The organism is Bacillus paralicheniformis (assembly GCF_002993925.1).
GTDB lineage: Bacteria > Bacillota > Bacilli > Bacillales > Bacillaceae > Bacillus > Bacillus paralicheniformis.
Genome location: NZ_CP023665.1, coordinates 3324916 through 3344984, shown reverse-complemented (window position 1 = coordinate 3344984; position 20069 = coordinate 3324916). Strand labels below are relative to the sequence as shown.

Genomic DNA, 20069 nt, shown 5'->3' with positions numbered 1-20069 from the left:
TGACGGGGAAGGGGATAAATAGGTTTAAACAGACTGCCATCTATCGTACACTGGTTGTACAGGAGGGATAAATCATGCGACTTGAAGGCAAGAAAGTGATCGCGCTTGTCAGCGATGACTTCGAAGATTTAGAACTGTGGTATCCAGTTTTAAGGCTGAGGGAAGAAGGTGCGATCGTACACCTCATTGGTGAAAAAGCGGATCATGAATATAAGGGCAAATACGGCGTACCTGCTGTCTCTGATTATGAGCTGAAAAGTGTGAACATTGAGGAATACGACGCAGTTCTGGTTCCGGGAGGCTGGGCGCCTGACAAGCTCAGAAGATATCCCGAGGTACTGGAGATGATTCGGTGGTTCAACGAAAGGAAGAAGCCTATCGGGCAAATCTGCCATGCCGGCTGGGTGCTGATTTCCGCAGGAATATTGGAAGGCAGGAAGGTCACAAGCACACCTGGGATCAAAGACGATATGGAAAATGCCGGAGCGGTATGGGTAAATGAAGCAGCGGTCGTCGACGGTCATATCGTGTCAAGCCGCCGCCCGCCGGACCTGCCGATCTATGTCAAAGCCTTTGCCGATCTTTTGGCGCAATCCTAAAACAAATGAGCCGCCCGTTCATTCGAATCGAGGCGGCTCATTTTTTATTTTTGATCAGCGGGGAAAACGAGACCGATCTGTTTGCGGGCTTCATCCATGACCGCCAAGGTGTTGATAGAGCGTTCAAATGTGTTAAGCGAAGACTCGATCCGCCCTTGTTTAATTAAATGAATGAATTCCTCTGTTTCATAAAACATGGCCGGTTTGTCATCCGGCAGCGTAAGATGTTCAACCCGTCCGTCCCGATAGCGGATGTCGACTTTTTCAGGTCGGTGGATTTTATCAATGACGATAGAGCCTTCCTCCCCTTGAATTTCAGCAGGAGTGAAGGAATTGGAGATTTTCGAGTGCATCAAAACAGCTTCATGCTCTTTGTATTTTAACAGCACTGTTCCTTCACCGTCCGCCCCCGACTCAAGGATCAGCCCGTTTGCTTTTACTTCGAGGGGCTTGCCGAACAGGACGATCGCGGGATGGACGCAATAGACGCCGATATCCATCAGGGAACCGTTCGATAAAGCCGGGTTAAATGCGTTTAAGACGGTTCCGTTTCTATAGGCGTCATAGCGGGAAGAGTATTGACAGTAGCTTGCTGTAAAACGGCGGACTTTGCCGATTTTGTGCAGGTTGCGTTCGATGTTTTTAAAATTCGGAAGAAATGTCGTTTTCATCGCTTCCATAAATGTCACGCGGTGTTCCTGCGCTGTTTTTACCATTTCTTCAGCTTCTTTGACATGAGACGCAAGCGGTTTTTCGCATAGGACGTGCTTTCCGCTTTTCATGAATGTGACGGCCTGTTCTTTATGTAAAGAGTTGGGACTTGCGATATATACCGCATCAATAACATCGCTCACAGCCATTTCGCCGATATCGGCAAAAACCGCCTCTGCCCCGTATTTTTGCGCGAATTCACGTCCGCGCTCCCCGCTCCTTGAATATACCGCGGTTAATTGAAAATCGCCGACCAAACGGGCCGCTTCAAGAAACCGGTCGGTGATCCAATTTGTTCCGACTACCCCGAACCGTATCATGCTATTTTCCCCTTTCGCTGTAGGATATGTTTATTATACAGTGTTTTCTTTTGCCGGCGAAAGACAAAAAGCCGGAAACACCGGCGTATATGTATATCATCAATAAACATTTGCAAGCGGAAAAAAAGACCAATAGCAATGGTTTTATTTTTAGTATGAGGAGTAATAGTGTACAATTTAATGTATAAAACCAATGTTAATGGAGGATCGCCATGGACTCTTTGAATATGTGGGGCGGCAGATTTAAGAAGTTTTTTTTAGACAATAAATTCGTTTTGTTTCTGCTCGTTCTGCTCTTGATCGGATTGAACATCCTTGTATTTACAAAAGCATCGTTTATTTTCACGCCTTTCATCGTTCTTGTGGAAACCATCGCCCTGCCTGTCGTGCTGACAGGTGTCGTATATTATTTGTTAAATCCGATCGTAGATTTTCTAGAGCGGAAAAATGTGAAAAGGATTTATTCAATTCTTCTTCTCTATATCGTAATCATCGGTCTGATCACGATTTCGATCGTCTCCGTTATCCCGCTGTTAAGGGAACAGATCACAAGCCTTGTCGATAATTTCCCAAGGTATGTCCACATTGTGGAAGACCAAATTAAACAGCTGATCGGAAGCCAGTTTTTTAATCAGGTCCAGCAGACGCTGAACATCAATCTGACCGATTTGGCAAGCAAATTATCCGATCAGGCCACCACTATTTTAAACAGCACATTTACCGGAGTGGGAACGTTCATAGGCGCCGTGACAGAAGTTGTGATTTCGATTGTGACCGTGCCGTTTATCCTGTTTTACTTATTGAAAGATGGTAAAAAACTGCCGCTCTTTATTTTGAAGCTCGTACCGGTCCGCTTGCGGGAACAGACGTATGTGATGATGTCCGAGATGAATCACCGGCTCAGTTCGTATATCAGGGGGCAGATCATCGTCAGCTTCTGTATCGGCTGCCTATTGTTTATCGGATATATGATCATCGGTCTTGATTACGCTTCTCTATTGGCCCTTGTGGCGGCGTGTACGAGCATCGTTCCGTATCTCGGACCGACGATTGCGATCACGCCGGCAATCATTATTGCCCTGGTTACTTCCCCGTTTATGCTTGTGAAGCTGATCATCGTTTGGACTGTGGTGCAGCTGTTTGAAGGAAAATTTATTTCGCCGCAAATTATGGGAAAAAACCTGCACATCCATCCGGTAACAATCATCTTTGTGCTGCTGACGGCAGCCAAGCTGTTCGGCGTGATCGGCGTCATTCTCGCCATCCCCGGATACGCGGTCATCAAAGTGGTGGTCACGCATTTGTTTGAATGGTTTAAACAGCGTTCACACCTTTATGAAAAAAACGAAGAAGTCTGAATCCCGCTTGCATAATCGGCTTTTAAAGGCGATATAAATAGTTTATTAGAGGACAAGTTTTATGAAGCGAAAGGAATGACATATGAACATTTGGGATATTTTTGTCGCCATCATACTCGGAATTGTTGAAGGATTAACAGAATATGCCCCTGTTTCGTCAACAGGGCATATGATCATTGTTGACGACGTCTGGCTGAAATCGAAAGAACTGCTCACGCCGGAGGCGGCGAATACCTTTAAAGTCGTGATTCAACTCGGCTCCATCCTCGCTGTCGCCATCGTATTTAAAGACCGGATTCTCAACCTCTTAGGTGTGAAGAAAAACATGACGGAAGAGCAGAAATCGGGAAACCGCCTTTCCATTGCCCAAATCGCTGTAGGACTTGTTCCCGCCGCTGTGCTCGGCTTTTTATTCGAAGACTATATTGATCAGTACCTGTTTTCCGTACACACCGTTGCGGTCGGTCTCATCGCCGGCGCGGTGCTGATGCTCGCGGCCGACTGGATTAACCGGCGCACGGAGACGACAGATTCGGTTGACCGGATGACGTATAAGCAGGCGCTCGGTATGGGGCTGTTTCAATGTCTGGCGCTCTGGCCGGGCTTCTCGCGCTCGGGTTCGACGATTTCGGGCGGTGTTATTCTCGGCTTGAACCACAGAGCGGCCGCCGATTTCACCTTCATCATGGCGATTCCGATCATGATGGGAGCCAGCCTGCTCTCTTTAATTAAAAACTGGGCATATTTAAGTGCAGACCTGTTTCCTTTCTTTATTACAGGGTTTATCAGCGCTTTTATTGTCGCTCTTTTTGTCGTCCGCTTTTTCCTCAGACTGATCAATAAGATCAAGCTTGTCCCGTTTGCCATCTATCGCATCATTTTAGGGCTTCTTCTGTTCATTTTGTTTCTGTAAAATTACGAACCGATTTCCAGCTGGAAATCGGTTTTTATTACAGGTAAAAAGAATGATATCCTATTATTTCCCACTATAAAACTGCCTGCCAACTTACTATACTAGTAAGAGGGAGGAGATATTGAAATGTTTATTATCGCATGTCTATTGATTATCTTAGGTTTAATGCCTATTTTTTATAAAGCGAACCACAATACAAAAGATGTGAAAGTCAACACGATTTCGGTCGAGCGAGTCCAGGCTCCCGCTTTAAAGAAAAAGCTGAACATTCTTCATCTGTCTGATCTTCATTTAGAAAACATTTCGATTTCACCTGAACAGATTCTTGAACTTGCCAATAAAAAACGAGTGGATCTCATTGCTTTAACAGGAGATTTTCTTGATAGGAAACGAAATATACCAAAGCTTGCAAACTACTTAAAAGCTTTGCAAAAACTAAAGCCGGCATACGGGATGTACGCTGTATTCGGCAACCATGACTACGTATTGAAAGGTGAACACTTTCGGAAGCTGAAACGTGTGCTGGAAGATAACGGATGCATCACCCTTCGAAATCAGCATGTCTCGATTGAAGTGGAAGGTGAGGCACTCAACATTATCGGGATTGATGATTACAGCACGAAGCGAAGCGATATTGCCGCTTCATATAAAGAGCTGAAGGAAGGGTACAACCTTGTATTGACGCATGATCCGAACGTTGTGCTTGATATGCAGGAATTTCACTTTGACTATCTTCTGTCAGGACACTTTCACGGCGGTCAGATTCATTGGCCGAAGCCTTATCATCTTCTGAAGATGGGAAAGCTTGTGCGAATGAATATGATTAAAGGTCTTCACTATCATCATGACAAACCGTTTTATATCAGCGAGGGATTGGGCCAGACGGGAGCGAATATCCGCATTGGAAGCCGTCCGGAAATGACGTTCCATCACATTTCATAAAAAGAAGAGGCTGTTCCTGTTTTGAGGGATCAGTCTCTTTTTTTGTTATTTCTGCAGATAGGACTTGAACAATTTTTCTTTCGAGATAAACAAATATTGGGAAGGAGGGATTTTACGAAGAGAAAATTGCTTTGTTGTTAAATATAAAATCGGAATCTGCGTCAGTTTTTTAAAGACTCTGTAAAACTGGTTTGCGGGCTCAACGGCTTCAAAACCGAGCCTTTCAACGCCTTTATGCAGTGTGGTAATGCCGATGATGCCTTTGATTTGGTCTGTCCGGTGATGATTTTTAACATATTCGGCCAGGATCGGCATTGAAAAGTACGCCTTTTGATAAATGAGGATGCCTCTTCTGACAGCGCTCTCAATATTTTGTAGCTCTTTAATCAGCTTAATATTATGCAGATGAATTTTGATCAGAACATCGTTCTTCTTAATAACCGTCCCATCGTTTAACACCACATCGATCCCTTTGTACCTTGTGAGACGGACGCGAAAAATGCTCGATTTCGTTTGATCAATGAGTGTCAGTCTTGAAAAAAAATAATAAAACGGGTCAATTACACTCCAAATCGACAAAAAACAGTTTCTCAAGTCGCCACTTTCCTTTCCTGAAAAAATACACTTATATTTTGGCTGGATATTTGAAAAATATAAATGGAAAACATTTTTCTTCTGAAATGGAGGATGGAGATGACAAAGATTCTGATTTTCCCTTTTTTAAGCATTTCCACCGGTCATCATCACGTTGCCGATTCACTGCAGGCAGAACTGCTTCTCAAATCCCATCAATGTGAAAAAATCGACATTTTTTCACATGCTTATCGGCGGCTTGAAAAAGCCTCTTCTGCGGCGTATTTGTCATGGATTCAGTATTTTCCGAAAGTCTACAGCTCGGTCTATCATCTCCTGGCGTGCGGGCGCCATCAAACCGCAAAGCGCCACCTCTTGTACGAGCTGATCTTTTTGAAGGATATGCAGCAGATCATTGCGGAAAAAAAGCCTGATATCGTGTTCTGTACGCATGCATTGCCCTCCTATTTGCTGAACCGCTTAAAAGGCCGATTTCCCGACATGAAAGTGGTCAATGTCTATACCGATTTTTTCGTCAACCGAATTTGGGGAAGAGAAAAGATTGATTATCATTTTGCGCCGATCAAAGACATCAAAGAACAGCTGATCGCAGAAGGCGTTGATGAAGAGAAGATTTTTTTGACCGGAATACCCGTGCATCGTTCCTATAAAATGGAGAGAAAGCCTGGGCAGAACGTGGACAAAAAAGCGGTGTGCAACATCCTCATAACCGGCGGAAGCATGGGGGTGGGCGGCATTTTTAAGCTTGTGCAGGAGCTGTCGCCGAATGGGGATGTCGCATACCAAATACTATGCGGAAAAAACCGAAAGCTCTACCGGTATGTTCATGATTTAAACAATCCATACATTACAGCGCTGCCTTATATCGAAAGCAAAGCAGAAATGAACCGTTTATACGAGGAGGCGTCGGGCATCATAACGAAGCCCGGCGGCGTCACGATCAGCGAGTGCATTGAAAAACAGCTTCCGGTATTTATCTACCATGCGCTGCCCGGACAGGAAGAGATGAATCTCGATATTCTGAAAAAGAAAAACCTTGTCATTGAACTGAATCAGCAAAAACAGGAGCCGATTGAACAGCAGCTGCTCTCCTTTTTCCGTTCGGAAGAAGACATCAGACGCTATCAAATGAGCGTTGGTCAATATTTGCGTGAAAAATCGGACCGGGATATCAGCGACATTTTAGACGGGATCATTCATAACCGGAGCGGTTTAGGGAATGCTCACGTATAAGGAAGGAGGAAGAACGATGTCTGAGAGCCGCAAGAAATCAGTCGTCATGTTGCTGATTGATTCATTAATGGATGAATCGCTTCAAGAAGCCGTGAAAACCGGACAGGCTCCTGGTCTGCGATATTTTCTGGAAAACGGGCGCTATGTCCCTGATATGATCAGCCCTTTTCCGACGATGTCCGTCAATGTTGACAGCACATTGCTTACAGGGGCGAGCAGCGACCGCCATAAAGTTCCGGGTCTTGTGTGGTACAACGCGAAGGAAAAACGGATCATCAATTATGGCAGCCATATTCGAGAGCTTCTGAAATTAGGCATCAAACAATCCTCCAGAGACGTCTTTTACAATTTGAATCAGGTTCATTTAAGCCAACAGGTGAAGACGCTTCACGAAGAGCTTGATGAAAAAGGAATTGAAACGTGCTCGATCAATGCGCTTTTGCACAGGGGGAGCCGGGACGGCTATTTACAGGTTCCTTTTCTTTTTTCAATAATTTCCGGGTTAAACCAATCAGTCAAAATCAACACGTCCCAGCTGTTCTCGTACGGCGGTTTTTCCAAAGTGAATCCGGCAAACCGCTCGCTTTTCAAAAAATTCGGCTTTAATGACCGGTTTTCTGCGAATGAATTGGTTCATCTGATCAAAACAAACAAAGTGCCGCCTCTTGCACTCGTCTATTTTCCCGATCTCGACCAGCACGTACATAAACATGGGAGAAACGACGCAGCAGGGGTCGCGAAAGCAGACCGGCATGTTCAAAAGATTTTAGACAGCTTTCCATCATGGGAAGCCGCTTTAAAAGATCACATTTGGATCGTGATGGGGGATAACGGACAGGCCTGGATCAGCGGCAATAAAAAAGAAGCATTGATTGATTTGAGAAGTCTTCTGGACGCCTTTCGCATTGTGAAATTAAAGAAAGGCGTGGCGGACGATGACGACATCGTTCTTGCCGTTAACGAAAGAATGGCGTTCATCTATTCGCTCGATAAAGCGAAGCTTCCGCTCGCGAGGATCGCGGATATTCTGCAACAGGACGAGAGGATCGACATCATCGGCTGGAAAAATGAAACGGATTCAATTGAGGTCGTTTCGGGGGAGCAGCACGGGAAGCTCACATTTCGGCCGGGAGGCAAATACACGGATGAATTTGGACAAACGTGGACGCTGGAAGGGGATGTAAACATTCTCGATTTGACGGTCGAGCGAAGCAGCATGACATACGGAAAGTTTCCCGATGCGCTGGCCAGACTGTACACTTCATTTTTTTCGCATGAAGGCGACTTTTTGATCACCAATGCAAAGCCTGGATACGAATTTATCGGCGAAGGGTCGCCGACGCACGTCGGAGGAGCCAGCCACGGTGCATTGCACAAGCAGGACTCCCTCGTATCCATGATCATCACCGGAACCGATACAAAGCCGGCATACAATCGCCTTGTCGACGTGAAAGAATGGATTCTCGATTTAGTCAAATCACTGGGAACGGGGCAATGACTAACCCCCTCTCCCAGTGATTATGACGGCTGTCTGATGCCTTTGACAAATGCTGCAAGCGCCGAAGCGATCATCACGAATAGTGAGACTGTTTTTATGATCGCCTGTAAGAGTGCATGTTCTACGACGATATTGGAGTGCACACATAAAGCCAAAATAAATATGGCAATCAATAATCCGTATTTTTCTCTCATAACCGTTTCTCCTTTCGGGCCGTCATCCTCCAAAGAACAGGTCGAGAATGTTTCCGGCGGTTGAAGATTGTTTGTTGTACAGTTCCGAATACCCGCAGTTTTTGCAATAAACGACGAGAAAACGGTTATGCTGCACATCGAACAATTTTGACAGGCCGGTGCCGGTCGTCGCGATTTCTTTTTGCCCCGCATCTGTACTTCCGCACTTGATACATCCTTTATGTTCACGCATAGCGCTTCTCCTTTCATGATGTAAAATCCAACCAACTTCATTATAATGGAATGTTCCTCAAAAGAAAATATTTCTCAGGAAATGACCGGTCGGAAAAGAGGGGAAAACGAACTGATTCCTTTTACTTATAAAAATCTCTCGAAGACCGGTTATTTTATTTTTCGTCGAAAAAAACAATCCTTTTAACCTATTCATTCGCCTAGGACCATCCTGTAAGATAAACCTATTACAATATCATCCACTACAGGAAAATAGTTTTTATTGACTAGGATAAATGAAAGGGGCAGCTGCTTTGAGCGAAGGTTTTTGGGATTCAGTAGGCAACTTTTTGCACATATCCTACACGGAAAATGAACGAAAACGCGACGAGTATAAAAATTTATACGACTTTTTATCTGATAAAGAAAGCGATGTTAAGACGAAATTAGCAGAAGTTGATGCAAGTTTGAAAGCATACAACAGCAATCTCCCGGACTTGAAAATCCCTTCCCACGAATTTGAGGATACACGCCATGAAAAGGATGCCAAGCTGAAGGAATTGGTCAAGCATTTTAAAGATATGGTCGATGACATTCAAAGCGCCAAGTCGAAGGCGAAAAGCAAGTGGGAGTATTATAAAGCAAAAGCTGAAGCTGAAGAGAAAAAGGCGTAGAGGAGGAACAGCCGAGTCATGGACGGATATGGATACTACAACTATCAAGCGGCCAATCCGAAAGTAAGCGGAGAGACTGTGAAAATTTCACATAATGGAACAATAAAAGCGCATTCCCATGCGAAAGCGATCGAAAAACATGTTGGCGACTCGCTGAAAAAAGCAAAGGAATTGAAAGCGTATGTTGAAAGCGGAAAATGGAGCGGAAAAACCCGCGACGCATTTTTAAGCTACCTTGAGCTGATTATCGAATTGAATGCCGATATGAAAGACGCCTTGAAAGATCATACGGCTGCATTAGATGCACTGCAAATGCACATCGACGATTTTTCAAAGCTCAGTGAAGTGTAGGAAATCAAAAACTTATAACAGGGAAGGAGAATGACATGCAGGTGAAAGCAGATACGCTGTCGGCGGCAGAACTTTATGTTTTAGCAGGAGCAGCCGGAGTTACCTACATATTCGGTCTTCCGGAACGCGAACAGCTGGCCTTGGCTGAGCCGGATTGTGCAGTAAAAGCAAAAGAGAGCCTGATTGAAAAAGGCATCCTTTTAAAGGAAGGCAAGCTGACCAAGACCGCTTTTTTTCTGATTAAGCTGCTGAAGCAATATCAAGAAAGCGAAGAATTCGTGCGCTTTAATAACGTCATGTACGCATTTTTGCCGGACGATGAGGAGCGCGTTGTCGCTCTGACTGAAAGAAGCCAGGGCAAAGGCTACACATTAGATTATTTGGAAAAGCGCGAAGTTTATTTATCGCTTATTTCCAACGTGTCATTTTTAGTAAGAGAGCCGCGTGATCAAGATCTCGCTTTTTTGACAAAACCGATGAGCGCCGCTGAAAAAGCCGAAGTCAGGGCAATGGATCTTGATCAAAAAGAAGTTCTTGCTGTGGAAACGTTCAAGCTTGCCTCGCAGCAAAAACCGGCAGACACCGGTTTCCAGACGACAACACTTTACTTTACAAAAGGCGAAGATTTCATCTCGGTTGATCCTTTAAATGATCGATATGAATGGATCAGCCTTTATATTATGAACAACCGGATCTATGACGCACTGCACATCAATTTCAGAGCAGGGAGGGCGATGCTATGAATGCAGAAGGCGGAGCAGGAGGCGGCGGTACAAACATCCATCTCGAGTTTGAAGAAATGATCACCATTTCCAATAAGCTGAAAAGCATCTGCGATATTTATACAGAAGGGGTTCAGAAAGAAATCAAAAACCTTTCAGAATCCGATTTTTATAAAGCCGGACAGGCATCAAAAGCGATTGAAAGCTACGCGGATATTCTCGGGAAGACGATGGAGCTGTTTGATAATTACTGTATAGCTTCCCATATTGTCAGTTATGCGATGGAGAAAATGTATGAAACAGATAAAGAGCTTCAAAAACTCTACAAGATTCAGAAATAGAAATGAGGCGATCATCTAAATGGATGTGAAATACGTACCGGAAGAATGGCAGGGCATGAAAGACGGGCTCGATGCGCTGACGGGCGGACCATATGGCGGCGGTATGAAAGCCGGCCTTATCAAACTCAACGATCTCTTGGAAGATATCGAATCCAAAATCAAAGACAAGGACAGCGACAGGTCGATCAGCTTTACCCACACAAGCAAAAAAAGCAAGATCGAGGAACTGTTTAAGGATTATCAAAAGCTGGCTGACTTTTGCCTGAAAGCCGGCAGTTTGGTGGAAGATCACATTGACAGCCCTTTTTATAAAAAAATAGACGCGTTCGCCGAAAAAATGCGCGGACTGACGATACATAATTACACGACCGCGAACCGGATCGGCTCCAAGGAAACCACTTACGTCGGATACGGCATGTCCAAACAAGCGGTCGAAACCGACAAAGCGAAAGTGAGCGTAAATGATATCTTCAAAGACTCGGAATCGTTTGATCACGTACTGAGCAAAGAATTTGAAGAATTCCAGATCAACCACCCCGACATCGAATTATCGTATGAAGAATACATGAAAGCGATTGCCTCTTCCCGCGGATTTGAATACGAATCAATCGGAGATGTCCAAAAGAATCAGGAATTGTGGCGGGATCTTCTGGCCGGTGCAGGCATCATCGTGCTCACCATCTTTTGTGCACCGGCCGGTCTCACGGTGGCCGTCGCCTACGGAGGAGCCAATATTTCGAGCGCCGCAACCGGAAAAGACTGGATGACACAACGGGAGTTAAACACAGACGAAAGGGTTGAAAGAGGCGTGTTTGGCGCCCTTGACATCATCCCGGGGGCAGCCGCGGCAAAAGGTACATTTAAAAGCGCAGCCACAATCGGCCAAATTTCAAGCAAAACAGAACATATGGTACAATCTTTTAAAGACAGCAAAAACATCTGGGCGAACCGCATGAAGGTGAATGGGCTGAAAGCTCAAGACCGACTCAACGACGCAGGCTTCGCCATCAAAAAACAATTCGCCAAAAGCGCCGACGCTTTGAGCGATATTGCCCGCGGTGCAGAAGCAGGAGCCGGCGGCACCCTCGTCCGAAAAGGGTCCAATTACTCCGCCCACGTCAACGACGCCCATAAGGCGTCGAAAGCGAAGATGCAGGATTCGATTCAGCGGGTTGAGAAGGAGATTGAGGCTGGGAAGAGTGTTTCTAAAGGTACGACAAACCTTAAATATAAAGAAGATTACTATGTCGAACACACGACAGGACCCGTTAAAAAGTTTACTGAACGTAATGGTGTTAGTGGTGGACATAATTATGATGAGTTTAAGAATTATTTTGATAGTAATTCTAACAAGTATGAGTTGGAAACTGTTGTTAAGAAAGAACATCCAAGTATAGAAGGAGTTTTTGATATTGAATATAAAGTGAAGTACGAAAAAATGGACTATACCGGAAAAAATGGAACAGGTGAATACAAAGTAATACCTAATAAAGACAAAATGTATAAAAAGACAGTGTATGATCCAAAGATTATTTCGGATGATGAAATAATAAATTTAAGTAAAAAGGCAATGGACGAAGGATTAAGCAATAAAAGAGAAATTCCTCTATTAAAACAAAAGAAGATAAAAATACAAGGACAAACAGAATATAATGGAAAAAAATTAAAATTTGAAGGCATTATGAATTCAGAAACTGGTGAGATAGAAAATGCTTATCCAGTATTAGAATGGGTGGATTAGTATGAACGTATATGAAGAATTTATTGAGATGATGAAACAGAATAATTTGACTAAAGAGGCAGTTATAGATGTTTTGAATCTTTATGTAAATGGACGTAACTTTCTACAGCATTTAGAAGAATTTAAAAATAAAGAGGGAGAGCGCCGTGAGTATAATGGAATAATTTATTCAGATGAATATGAACAAGATGAAGAGGAATACTTTGGACAAAATAAAGTTTTATTTTATTCTGGCGACGGTGACGATGATTACGATATTGTGAGTTATGATGAATTGTATCAGTATATAAGTACTGCGTGTAATTTTTATATAGAAAGAAATCCTGAGAAGAAAGAGCTTATTGAAGAATTATTAATGAAGATTAAAGAAAAATATGATATTAAATAATGGATACCTGAGGAACATAGTGAGATGAAGAAGCTTTCTGTGCAACTTTAGGCTAAACTTTAAGTGGAATGCTTTCTGTACGTTACTATAAGGCACTTTGTTGTTAAAAACAACGGGTGCTTTTTTGTGTAATATAGCTGGTAGAAGGAAAAATAAATTCTTCCCTCAGATCTCAATGGAAATATAGAATAGACATAGTGGATGAACAAATAAGAAGTGTAGCACAAAATATGAGTTCTAGTGAGAAAAAATTAATTTATTTAAATGTTAAACTAACCTATTAAAAGGAGGTATTGGTTTTGCAGATTTCAAGGGTGCTGGACTTGTGGTAGAGACTAAAGATTTACCAGAAAGTCTCTGGTTAAAGTCTGACGAGGCAAAATTTGAATGGCTAGATAACGCAATTGGAGGAAGACCAGAAGGTATGACATGGCACCATACTGAAGTGCCAGGTAAAATGGAGTTAGTACCTTTTGGAATACACAATATAACTATTCATAATGGTGGCAGATCTACTGGAATGTGGGCAGATGTTCCGAGATAGCATTTAGAAAGGAGAAGAAATAAGCTAAGAGTTGCTGTATGACTCAAATGAGATATAATCAAAAACGCATGCGACTGAAAGCAAAAGGCAAGCTCAACGACCGTAGCTCATTGACAAAGTTTATTAAAATAAATGTGGTGGACTTTCAGTGAATATTAATCAAGCTCATAAAATTTTGAATAAGCTGGGGAAATCAACTACTCTTGAAGATAGTTGCATTAAAGAGAATGTTGCTCCGTATGAAAATTTTTATATATTGAAGAAAGACAAAGATAAATGGGTTTATGGTTTGTTTATGGTTGAAAGACAAAATAACCCTTATTTGGAAATAACAAAAGAATTTTACAATGAAGTTGAAGGGGCAAAACACTTTTTTCTGGATAGGTTATCTTCTTTTTATTTTTTAGAAAAGTTTCAGCTTTTTGTGATGGAACATGAAGAGTTGGATATAGGTGGACCTACATTTGATCAAAGTAAGCTTTTTCAAGCCATGTCTATATTAGGGATCCCTGCTTCTTTATTTGCTTTGGGACAATTACAAGTAAAAAATAGAGCGATTATGCTAGAGATGGAAGACGAAGCAAGTTCGATTGTCTCTTTTGTCAACAATAAAGGTAATGTGATTCAATCTACAGTAGCAATCCAAAATCAAAGAGCACTGTTTATTGCGTTCAAAAAAGTTTATTTGCTTTATCAATTTGAAAATGAAGTGAAAAATTTGTTGGAAGCTGAAGGAATAGCAAATAATTTCTCTGAAGGAGACATAAGTACTTTTCTTTTATAATGAAATTAAAATCGACCATCTATCTATTATAGATGGTCGATTTTAATTGAAACTACATAAGGTTATGGAGACAGAGAGTAAAGATTACACTATTCTTAAATATCACAATGATACAATAGATAAAGGTTATATAAAAGAAGTTTCAATTACAAAAGGTGGTCTTTAGAAATGCATAATTTGTTGAAGGAAAACCTTGGTGAGGATTATGCGGTTATAAGTCATGCTGAAGAAAATAAAATAGGGGTTTATCAAAAGTTTAATAACTGTATTTATCAAGAAACATTTGTTGAACTTCAAGAAAACACGGAAAACAATATATATTATTTAATATTAAATCAAAGAGGGAATGAATTTATTAAAGAGCAATTTGATAATAAAGAAGAGGGAATTTGTGCACTCGGTATTTATGCGGTTTCAATTTTAGGTGATCGTATTCGAGATATTGAAACACAAGATAAAATATTAGAGTTAGAAGATAATGAAATAAAATCTTTAAATAACTTATTAGATTTGAAAATTGGTGAGAATTTTTTTTCAATTTTTAAAGAAAAAAAGATTTCTGTTAACTTAGAACAAACAAAAAATGGATTATATAATATTTTTTATATGACTCCTGACTTCAAAAAAGTTTATTTAATTAAAGATAGAGAAGCTCCAAGTGCATTTCTTGTATTGTATAACTTTTCCTTGAAATTAAAAGAAGTTATCTCTCTTTTAAATCTATGGAAAAACGATTTCAATATAAATATGCAGTTTGAAGAGAAGATAAGAAGATTGATTTTAGGAAAATAATATTTGATGTATAATTATTTTTAAATGAATATGATTTAAAACTAAAACGCATGGAAATCGATCTCCATGCGTTTTCAAGATGAATCAACAAAGCGGGTGTGCCAAATGAAAAGAAGAATAATATCGTTTCAGTGGAACGATGATAACCATATCTCACAATTTAAAAAAAGACTGTACTCCACTATCCTTGGCGGGGTTATCGGTGATGCGCTGGGCGTCCCTGTGGAATTTAAAGCTAGAAACTTAAATATCACTGGAATGATAGGGTACGGGACTTATAATCAACCGCCTGGGACATGGTCAGATGATACATCACTCACTTTGTGTTTAATGGAGAATCTGATCGAAGAAAAAGATGAGACCGAATTGATGAAAAAGTTTGCTGCGTATCGGGAAGGGTACTGGACTCCATACGGCAGCATGTTTGATATTGGCAGAGCGACTGATGATGCAATCGAGCGCTTCAAAAGGGGCGTTCCAATTGAACAATGCGGCGGAGCGTCTGAGTTTGATAATGGAAACGGAGCATTGATGAGAATATCTCCGTTGGCTTTTATGCTATGGAACGAATCAAATTTTTCAAAAAGACAAGCTGAGATCGAAAGGTGGGCATTTATTACACATCGTCATCCCCGATCTACGCTGGGATGTATTATTTATATAGAATTCTTAATAAACTTGTTTGATCATTCTCCTGAAGAGGCGTATAAACAAGCAGTCCATTCTTGTGTGGAGAATTTGAGAGGAACCGAGTATGAAAATGAGTTTTCTTCGTATAAGAGGATACTTAATGATGACATTGCGAGTGTTAAAAGAGAAGACATCATGTCAGACGGCTATGTTGTGCACTCTTTAGAAGCGGCATTGTGGTGTTTCCTCAATTCAGACCGTTATTCTGATGCTGTATTGGAAGCAGTGAACCTGGGGGAAGACACAGATACAATTGCCTTTATTACAGGTACAATGGCTGGAATGTATGATCAAATGGAAAGCATCCCGGAAGAATGGATCACTGCCTTGCCTAGGATAGATGACATTCTGGATTTGTCTGAAAGGTTCACTCAGTTCTGTTTTGAAAAATCAAAGCAATAGCGCTTGTCTAGGTGAAAAAGAAAATGCCGGCTGACAGAGCATTTTCTTTTTTACATCAAAAACCACTTGCTTTTCTCCAAAAATCCATCTATAATAAATCATGTCTTAAATATACGGGGCATTAGCTCAGCTGGGAGAGCGCTACACTGGCAGTGTAGAGGTCAGCGGTTCGAGCCCGCTATGCTCCATCTTTAAAACCCTTGAAGATTCAAGGGTTTTTTTGTTGCCTTTTTTACGCGATCCATTTTTGCGGGGTGATGGCCTATCTGTCTGTACGGTATTTGACGACTGGCCATTTTTCTTTTCGCAGAGCGTTCATCAGCTCCGGTCCTACATGCAAATGCTCTTCAATCAGCTCTCTTGGAGTCAGCGCCATCCATTGATTTAGTGAAATGTCTGCAAAGCGGCTGCTTTTAAATATTTCTAAAAACCACAGGCTTTCGCTGCCTGTATTTTGAATGTAATGCCCCATGGCAAACGGGACATATCCGACATCACCCGCCCGGTAATTAAAGGTGCGGGCAGTCCCGTTCGCCGCGAATACTGTCATTCGCCCGGTTCCTGTGATATAGTACTGCCATTCATCGTTGTTCGGATGCCAGTGCATTTCCCTCATTCCACCGGGCTTGACTTCGACGAGCGCGGCGGCGATCGTTGTCGAAATTGGAAAGTTTGAAGAATCAACAATTCGCACCGTTCCGCCGGGTGTTACGATAGGTTTTTGTGCAAACAGCCTGTAAGCGAAGCTTTTTGGTACGGTTCCATACGGGTCGGGCACTTTTTGGTTTTCGAGCGGTCCCGGCACTTTTGCTTGGAAGATGTATCGCTGTTTGTCGGGGATGCGGGCGAAGGCGCTTTCGTGTACACCGAAATTCGCGGCCAGAACATCTTTCGGTGTGTGTGCGAACCAATCTGTAATCGTGAAGGTATCGAACTCGGAGAAGTTCCCGTCGTCAAAAACGAGGAGAAATTCGCAGCCATCCTCAAGCCCTTGAATCGAGTGCGGTATTCCGGCGGGAAAGAACCACAAATCCCCGGGGCCGACATCGGCGATAAAGTTTCGGCCGTCCTGATCGACGGCGGTAATGCGCGCATGGCCCAAAATCATGTAAGCCCATTCCGATTGCTTATGCCAATGCAGCTCGCGCACCCCGCCTGGCGTCAGCCGCATATTGACGCCGGCAATCGTCGTTGATACCGGCAGCTCCCGGACAGTTATTTCGCGCGACCAGCCGCCATGATTTAACTGCATATGTGTGTCTGAAAAAGAAAACTTTAAATTGGGGATTGCTCCGGCATCTGTTTTTGGAGGAACGAACATGTCGGGATTCTCTAAATCCCGCATTACGTCGCGGGGCCCAAAATCAGTCGCGCCCGCACCATCGTGTCTTATTGGATGAGGCACGCGATTGTACCAAGCTGGAGTCCCGGCTGTTCTTTTCATGTAAAAAGCTCCCTTCACAGGTCGTGTATACCGAAATTTATGACAGGGACGCTTAAAATATATCAAATCGAAAAAAATCGGAGCCTTCTTAAGACACTTTTAAAAAAACTAGATGGACAGATTTGCATTTCCTTTGGCAGCAGAAGAAAACCTTCGATTTAAAGTCTACACGGCACGGGCTCCTGCTGTTTGCCTTCCACCGCTAACGATTACTGACTGAATGATTTCGCCCGAAGCTGAATAAGAATGAGATAGAAAGCATCCGGGCAATTTTCGAACGGCTACATGAATGAATACTATGTGACAAGAAAGAAGGGAGCGTTGATGAAAAAGCTTTGCCGGGAAGTCTGGGTAGAGGTAAACCTTGATGCGATTAAAAAAAATTTGCGCGCATTTCGGCGGCATATTCCGAAGAGGAGCAAGATTATGGCTGTCGTAAAAGCGAACGCTTATGGTCACGGCTCGGTGGAAGTGGCACGCCATGCACTGGAAAACGGCGCGAGTGAGCTCGCCGTTGCCTCGGTGGAGGAAGCGGTCGTTTTGCGAAAAGCGGGGATTGACGCACCGATCCTTGTGCTCGGTTTCACCCCGCTTAGCTGTGTGAAAGAAGCGGCAGCTTGGAATATATCGTTATCAGCATTTCAAGTTGACTGGATTAAAGAAGCGAACGAGATATTGGAAACAGAAGCAACCCCTGACCGGCTGTCTGTTCATATCAATGTGGATACCGGCATGGGGCGTTTAGGTGTACGCACAAAAGAAAGGCTTTTAGCAATTGTGGAAGCGCTGGCGGCAAGTGAAAACCTCAGATGGGAAGGGATTTTCACGCATTTTTCCACAGCTGACGAACCGGATACTGAGCTAACCATGATTCAACACGAAAAGTTTATCAGCTTTCTCCGCTTTCTGAAAGAACAAGGCTTTAAGCTGCCTACGGTGCATATGAACAACACGGCCGCGGCGATCGCTTTTCCGGAATTCAGCGCTGATATGATTCGCTTAGGTATCGGAATGTATGGATTATATCCTTCCGATTACATCAGGCAGCTCAATCTCGTTAAGCTTGTGCCTGCACTAAGCTTGAAGGCGCGCATCGCTTATGTGAAAACCATGTTGACAGAACCGCGGACCGTTAGTTATGGGGCTACATATGTTGCGGAGCGCGGGGAAGTGATTGCCACGATTCCGGTCGGCTATGCTGACGGTTATTCCCGTGAACTTTCCAATCGCGGATTTATTCTACACCGCGGAAGACGGGTGCCGGTGGTGGGAAGAGTAACAATGGACATGATAATGGTCAGTCTGGGAGAGAGCGAAGGTAAACAAGGAGAGGAAGTCGTGATTTACGGCCGGCAAAAGGGAGCTGAAATTTCCGTTGATGAAGTTGCGGAAATGCTTGATACGATCAATTATGAAGTGGTATCTACAATAAGCTGGCGCGTCCCCCGTTTTTATATAAGAGACGGCAAGATTTTTAAAAAGTCGACCCCGCTGTTATACGTGTAGTTTTCCCATACTCACAGGCTGTTTTCTCGATCATTGATAAAATAGGAAAAGTGCAAATTCTTGACAAAAAAATTTATTTATGCTATAATTTACTAATTGAATATTGGTGTGTATAATAGGATTCTCCTGGCCGGGAGAATCCTATTTTTTTTGCGTTTGATGAAGGAGTGTACGACATGAAAAAAGATGAATCGAGTGTAACGTCTCTTATTTCGGCTTTTGGCAGAGCTTATCACAGCCAATATGATGAACCAAAAATTTTTGATGACAATCTAGCCAAAACGCTCATTTCCCAACAAGAATTTTCTGATATTAAAAACAGTTTCATTCAAGGTATACAGTTCTTCAACAAAGATATAGCGGAAAAATACGAGGGAGACGATGAAGAAATATTAAAATGGGTCACACAAATTCAGCTCTCTCCGACGCCGCTCGCGCGTGCCGCATATTGCGAAAGCGTGCTGCATCATGAGATTCGGTTTGGAGCAGAACAATACGTGATTCTTGGGGCAGGGCTGGATACTTTTTGTTTTCGGAACCTAGAGTTAAAAGGCAAAATTGATATCTTTGAAATTGACCATCCGGCGACACAAAAATGGAAAAAGGAAAGGCTGGACAAAGCAGGTTTTCACATCCCGGCCCACCTTCATTTTATTCCTTTGGACTTTGCCAAGGCATTTTCTTATCAAGAATTGGCTGATAAGGGTTTTCATTTTAACAAAAAAACGTTCTTTAGCTTTTTGGGCGTTTCCTACTACTTAACAAAGGAAGAAACCGAAAAATTGCTGAGACAATTAATGGCTGATCTTCCTTCAGGAAGTTCGATCGTTTTTGATTATGCGGATGAAAACCTGTTCAAAGAAAAAGGTTTCTCCAACAGGGTGGAAAATATGGTGAAAATGGCAGCGGCAGGCGGAGAACCGATGAAGTCATGCTATTCGTATCAGGAAATCCAGCATATGCTGGAGCAATCCGGACTGCTCGTTTATGAGCATTTGTCACCGTCGGATATTCAAGAGCGTTATTTTAAAAATCGAAAAGATGATCTGTCAGCCTTTGAAACGATTCACTACATTCATGCCGTGAAAAATTAAACACGAATCAAGAAAAACGCCCGG

General features: G+C 42.8%; 24 protein-coding genes and 1 tRNA gene. 20 read left to right on the top strand and 5 right to left on the bottom strand.

Annotation, left to right across the window (positions count from 1 at the left end; all coding sequences use genetic code 11):
* Positions 1-74: 74 nt before the first annotated feature.
* Positions 75-599, top strand: coding sequence for a type 1 glutamine amidotransferase domain-containing protein (locus CP943_RS17080; RefSeq protein WP_025809689.1), 525 nt, complete (start codon positions 75-77; stop codon positions 597-599).
* A 44-nt stretch (positions 600-643) separates the two neighbouring features.
* On the opposite strand, the gene CP943_RS17075 is transcribed toward CP943_RS17080, so the two are convergent.
* The gene (locus CP943_RS17075) at positions 644-1630 is read right to left on the bottom strand and encodes a Gfo/Idh/MocA family protein (RefSeq protein ID WP_105981174.1); all 987 of its coding nucleotides are present in this window, start codon (positions 1628-1630) and stop codon (positions 644-646) included.
* Between the two features lie 212 nt (positions 1631-1842).
* Here CP943_RS17075 and CP943_RS17070 point away from each other — a divergent pair, with 212 nt between their 5' ends.
* From CP943_RS17070 to CP943_RS17060, 3 genes are all read left to right on the top strand, one after another.
* Positions 1843-2988, top strand: a complete 1146-nt coding sequence (locus CP943_RS17070; protein ID WP_025809685.1) for an AI-2E family transporter — start codon at positions 1843-1845, stop codon at positions 2986-2988.
* A gap of 82 nt (positions 2989-3070) precedes the next feature.
* A complete protein-coding gene (locus tag CP943_RS17065; RefSeq protein ID WP_020452741.1) occupies positions 3071-3901 on the top strand; it encodes an undecaprenyl-diphosphate phosphatase in 831 nt (276 codons plus the stop codon).
* Between the two features lie 126 nt (positions 3902-4027).
* Positions 4028-4843 carry a metallophosphoesterase gene (locus tag CP943_RS17060; protein WP_020452740.1) on the top strand — a complete coding sequence of 272 codons (816 nt, stop codon included), beginning with the start codon at positions 4028-4030 and terminating at the stop codon, positions 4841-4843.
* A 45-nt stretch (positions 4844-4888) separates the two neighbouring features.
* Here CP943_RS17060 and CP943_RS17055 read toward each other — a convergent pair whose 3' ends face one another.
* Entirely contained in the window at positions 4889-5437 is a 549-nt protein-coding gene (locus CP943_RS17055) for a YkoP family protein (RefSeq protein WP_023856115.1), read from the bottom strand.
* A gap of 99 nt (positions 5438-5536) precedes the next feature.
* Here CP943_RS17055 and CP943_RS17050 point away from each other — a divergent pair, with 99 nt between their 5' ends.
* Together CP943_RS17050 and CP943_RS17045 are read left to right on the top strand one after the other, a co-directional pair.
* Positions 5537-6670: an MGDG synthase family glycosyltransferase gene (locus CP943_RS17050; protein ID WP_105981173.1), complete on the top strand. Its 1134-nt coding sequence runs from the start codon at positions 5537-5539 to the stop codon at positions 6668-6670.
* Between the two features lie 16 nt (positions 6671-6686).
* On the top strand, positions 6687-8168 hold the full coding sequence (locus CP943_RS17045; protein ID WP_105981172.1) for an alkaline phosphatase family protein: 1482 nt from the start codon (positions 6687-6689) through the stop codon (positions 8166-8168).
* Between the two features lie 20 nt (positions 8169-8188).
* Here the strand turns inward: CP943_RS17045 and CP943_RS22500 are convergent, their stop codons facing one another.
* Positions 8189-8362, bottom strand: a complete 174-nt coding sequence (locus CP943_RS22500; protein ID WP_020452736.1) for a hypothetical protein — start codon at positions 8360-8362, stop codon at positions 8189-8191.
* A 22-nt stretch (positions 8363-8384) separates the two neighbouring features.
* The gene (locus tag CP943_RS17040; RefSeq protein WP_003184724.1) at positions 8385-8594 is read right to left on the bottom strand and encodes a zinc ribbon domain-containing protein; all 210 of its coding nucleotides are present in this window, start codon (positions 8592-8594) and stop codon (positions 8385-8387) included.
* Positions 8595-8886: 292 nt separating this feature from the next.
* Here CP943_RS17040 and CP943_RS17035 point away from each other — a divergent pair, with 292 nt between their 5' ends.
* The 12 genes from CP943_RS17035 (at position 8887) to CP943_RS16980 (ending at position 16189) form a co-directional block, all read left to right on the top strand.
* Positions 8887-9246: a hypothetical protein gene (locus tag CP943_RS17035; protein ID WP_023856112.1), complete on the top strand. Its 360-nt coding sequence runs from the start codon at positions 8887-8889 to the stop codon at positions 9244-9246.
* Positions 9247-9264: 18 nt separating this feature from the next.
* Complete coding sequence (locus CP943_RS17030) at positions 9265-9597, top strand: WXG100 family type VII secretion target (RefSeq protein WP_105981171.1); 333 nt, start codon at positions 9265-9267, stop codon at positions 9595-9597.
* 35 nt (positions 9598-9632) lie between these two features.
* Positions 9633-10340 carry a DUF5081 family protein gene (locus CP943_RS17025; protein ID WP_105981170.1) on the top strand — a complete coding sequence of 236 codons (708 nt, stop codon included), beginning with the start codon at positions 9633-9635 and terminating at the stop codon, positions 10338-10340.
* A complete protein-coding gene (locus CP943_RS17020) occupies positions 10337-10660 on the top strand; it encodes a hypothetical protein (RefSeq protein ID WP_003184717.1) in 324 nt (107 codons plus the stop codon). Before CP943_RS17025 ends, CP943_RS17020 begins: the two co-directional genes overlap by 4 nt.
* A 19-nt stretch (positions 10661-10679) precedes the next feature.
* A complete protein-coding gene (locus tag CP943_RS17015; protein ID WP_051967025.1) occupies positions 10680-12401 on the top strand; it encodes an EndoU domain-containing protein in 1722 nt (573 codons plus the stop codon).
* 1 nt (position 12402) lies between these two features.
* Positions 12403-12789 carry a ribonuclease toxin immunity protein CdiI gene (gene cdiI / locus CP943_RS17010; RefSeq protein WP_020452731.1) on the top strand — a complete coding sequence of 129 codons (387 nt, stop codon included), beginning with the start codon at positions 12403-12405 and terminating at the stop codon, positions 12787-12789.
* Between the two features lie 197 nt (positions 12790-12986).
* The gene (locus CP943_RS22735) at positions 12987-13073 is read left to right on the top strand and encodes a hypothetical protein (protein ID WP_234026581.1); all 87 of its coding nucleotides are present in this window, start codon (positions 12987-12989) and stop codon (positions 13071-13073) included.
* Between the two features lie 41 nt (positions 13074-13114).
* Positions 13115-13333 (top strand): HNH endonuclease signature motif containing protein, encoded by a 219-nt coding sequence (locus tag CP943_RS17000; protein ID WP_020452730.1) that lies wholly within the window; start codon positions 13115-13117, stop codon positions 13331-13333.
* Between the two features lie 148 nt (positions 13334-13481).
* Positions 13482-14117 (top strand): hypothetical protein, encoded by a 636-nt coding sequence (locus tag CP943_RS16995; RefSeq protein WP_075212930.1) that lies wholly within the window; start codon positions 13482-13484, stop codon positions 14115-14117.
* A gap of 168 nt (positions 14118-14285) precedes the next feature.
* Complete coding sequence (locus tag CP943_RS16990; protein ID WP_105981168.1) at positions 14286-14909, top strand: hypothetical protein; 624 nt, start codon at positions 14286-14288, stop codon at positions 14907-14909.
* Positions 14910-15014: 105 nt separating this feature from the next.
* Positions 15015-16001, top strand: a complete 987-nt coding sequence (locus tag CP943_RS16985; RefSeq protein WP_105981167.1) for an ADP-ribosylglycohydrolase family protein — start codon at positions 15015-15017, stop codon at positions 15999-16001.
* Positions 16002-16116: 115 nt separating this feature from the next.
* Positions 16117-16189: transfer RNA gene (locus CP943_RS16980), tRNA-Ala, on the top strand.
* A 74-nt stretch (positions 16190-16263) separates the two neighbouring features.
* Here CP943_RS16980 and CP943_RS16975 read toward each other — a convergent pair.
* On the bottom strand, positions 16264-17445 hold the full coding sequence (locus CP943_RS16975) for an oxalate decarboxylase family bicupin (protein ID WP_105981166.1): 1182 nt from the start codon (positions 17443-17445) through the stop codon (positions 16264-16266).
* Positions 17446-17769: 324 nt separating this feature from the next.
* Here CP943_RS16975 and alr point away from each other — a divergent pair, with 324 nt between their 5' ends.
* Positions 17770-18951 (top strand): alanine racemase, encoded by a 1182-nt coding sequence (gene alr, locus CP943_RS16970; RefSeq protein ID WP_075212801.1) that lies wholly within the window; start codon positions 17770-17772, stop codon positions 18949-18951.
* 176 nt (positions 18952-19127) lie between these two features.
* The gene (locus CP943_RS16965; protein ID WP_023856015.1) at positions 19128-20045 is read left to right on the top strand and encodes a class I SAM-dependent methyltransferase; all 918 of its coding nucleotides are present in this window, start codon (positions 19128-19130) and stop codon (positions 20043-20045) included.
* The last annotated feature ends 24 nt before the right edge of the window (positions 20046-20069 follow it).